A 3,089-nucleotide genomic window follows, 5' to 3' on the forward strand; every position below is an offset into this window, starting at 1 on the left:
ACCCGTTGGTCGGCCCACGCGGTCCAGGCACCACTGCCCGTCTTCTTCCGGAACTTCAACCGGTATTTCTCGCCCGTCTCATATACCTGGAAACCATAGCCGTACACGATCTCCAACCCGGCCGTGATCCCGCCCACATACCATTTCGGCGAGAGCAGCTCCTCGTTGTTACTGATATTCCCGCTGCCCGCATCATCATCCGAATAGTAGGCATAGTAGCTACCAAAATCTGGTGGTGTGTACGAGCCCAGGTCCGTGGACGTGCCCACGGTCCACAGGTAGGCATCGCCGTTGCCGTTGACCACGGTCCAGCCCGCCGGCATGCTGGCGCTGATAAAATGCTCCTCAAACAACGTGTCCACGATCACCGCACCCGATGGCACCAGGATCACGCTGTCACCCTGCACCATTGTCGCGGAAAACGTGTTGAACCCGAACTGCGCGGCCGTAGTCTGGTACCAGGAACAAGTCGCGGCGGGCAAACTCGTATCAACCGTTAAAGAACGCGATATCGTGTACTGCGTCCAGTACCCGGAACCTGATGGATCCGTGCACTTCACCTTCCACCAGTAGGTCGAACCGTTGGCCAGGTTGGACGGGAAATTGAAATCAACCACAGCCCCGCTCGCGTAATTGGCCGTGGTCGAACTCTCCGGGCTGGCAAATGTCGGATCCGTGTCCCACATTACCCGGTACCGGATCTGGTCGCCGTCGGGATCCGTGGACGTGAAAGTCAAGGTCGGGTTGAGGTCGGGTAAACGACCGAAATCCAACGGTTTTGTGACCGTCGGTGTCGCCGGCATGCCGGCAGCTATTACCACCACTTTCTTCAGTCCTGAAAAATCCCCCCAATCCCACATCGCATTGTCACCGCGCACATAGAAATAAAATTCACCGATCGCATGGCTTGGGAAAGAATAAAGTGTATCGGTTATACTGCTCGAGATCGAGGTAACGTTTGCGAACAGACATACCGGCCTGATATCGTCTACATAGAACCCGCCATTATTAGTACCGCCGTCAGACATCGCCCTGAACCTGATATAGATCGACTTGCCGATCCAGTTTGTCAGTGAAAAAGCCTTTCTGGTCCAGGTTGTCTGCGTTCCGGTAAACCTCATGGTGTCGAGATTGGACCATTCCGTGGTGTTCTCCGAAACCTCCACGACCGCCACATCATAGTTGTTTTCCATGTTGTAGTAGCACCAGAAGGTCACGGAATCATTCGTCTGTACAATATAAGGATGCGCGGTGTACATGGCGCTGTTCATATCGCTCGTATTGCCTGAAAAAAGACTGTGCGTCGCTGAATGCGACTGGCTCGTTGACAACGTAAATCCATTAAGGATCCAACAGCTGGTACCCGATTCAAGGCTGTCCAGCACCACTGAAGGGTTCGATAGTTCCACAAGTTCCCACCTGGTGGGATGGTTATCAGCCGTATTCTTTGGCTGCCATGTGATAGCGAAGCTGGCCGGAACCGTATCGCCGGCGTGGACAATGGGTGCCGGCACAATGCCTTCGCACATCAGGACTATCGAATCTGTATAGTGAGCCAGATATTTTAGTGCCTTGAAATTCTGCCGGACGATATTATCAAGATCGCCCACCGGCTGGTAAAAACTGGTCCCGACCTCGGTCGTATAGGAAAGATTGGAAACGCCGTTCACCCAATGATTCCATGAATAGCACCATTCAATGCTTGAACCGCTCACCGGATAGATCGCGGTGTATATTGGACCACGACCATAAGTGCCGCCCCCCTGCGAGTTGACCATATCCGCCATGCGATTACCTATGGTACTGTAAATGGCAGCATCAGGCGTCGCCGTTGCGGTCCAGCCCCATGGCCACATAAGCAACTCAGAGTAGCTGTGATAACTCATATAGGCGTTGATCGTGTGAGACTTCATGTACAGAGTGAGCGCTCTGGTCTCGTCGCCCGAATTATTATAGGCTCCGCAGAACGTTTCATCTCCGGGACCGTGCGATGCCTGGCCTTCATCCACCGCACCCCAGTCACCCTGGATATTATCGCAACAGCCGGCGTAATTGCGGTTGCAGTCAGTACCCGTAGTACCGCCGAAAGGCTCGCGGTTCTTGCGCCACATTAATTGACCGGGATAATCATAGACAAAACCGTCTACATTGATAACAGGGAAGCAGTATATCTCGGTCGTGTTGATGGTGTTGGTGATCTCCGGAACTACGCCATAGGCTCTCAGCATGGAATCGGCAAAGAACAAAACCGTTTCGATCGTCGCCCACTCGCGCGAGTGATGCGCTCCATCGACTAAGAAACCGCCTTCATTGGGATCCTCGATATTGGGTTCGTCCGAGATCTTCACTCCATATAACCACCTGCCCTGATAGGTTCTTATGGGCAAAGAGTCCATCTTGCAGATCGAAGGATAGGTGGACGCCATATTCCTCAACAGCTGGGTTACTTCGGCATATGAATGATATTGACCTCTAACCTTTTCTTTCTCAGCTGCAATGCTGTAAATAGTGATCTCGTAAGTAAGTCCAGAGCTTTTGATCCTGTCCAATGTTTTCTGGTCCGCGACTATGTCATACCACTCACCAGCGTGAGCGGCCGCGATATCCAAGGATTTCTCAGAAATCAATTTAAGGCTTTGCCATGATGGAGCGTAGACCCTTACGATCATGTCTGGGGCTTGACTGAAGGCAAATGCCGAAAGCATTAAGATCGTCAACGTAATTGTTTTCATGTTAAAACCTCCCATTAACGCAAAAGTACGGCTTTGTCAATAAGCGTTTTATCGTTTGCCTCCAGCCGGACAAAGTAAACACCGGCGGGGACCGAACGGCCCACGTCGTCTGAACCATCCCAGACGATCTGGTTAACTGGTTGAATTCCGCCATGCTGATTGGCGGATAAATGGTTAAATAACTTAACCAATCGACCCGCCGCATCGAAGATCTTCAGCTCGGCCTTCTGCGCATCCGGCCCGACGCTATACGCGATCTGCAAGCGGCCATTGAACGGATTCGGCATCAACGACAAGCCAAATACCACACTGCCGCCCGCCGTCTGCTCTGCCACAGCGATCAACCGGTGCAGGTTG

2 protein-coding genes are annotated in these 3,089 nt (G+C 52.6%); both read right to left on the reverse strand.

What is annotated here, in order from left to right:
* The coding region (locus tag VF399_02690) for a M14 family zinc carboxypeptidase (protein ID HEX7319249.1) at nt 1-2,732 on the reverse strand (2,732 nt) is incomplete at its 3' end.
* A gap of 14 nt (nt 2,733-2,746) precedes the next feature.
* Nucleotides 2,747-3,089 (reverse strand): FlgD immunoglobulin-like domain containing protein (locus VF399_02695; protein HEX7319250.1); only part of this gene is annotated, 343 nt, incomplete at its 5' end.

This window comes from bacterium (genome assembly GCA_036382775.1).
Lineage (GTDB): Bacteria > Hydrothermota > Tepidihabitantia > SM23-42 > JAOAFX01 > DASVHD01.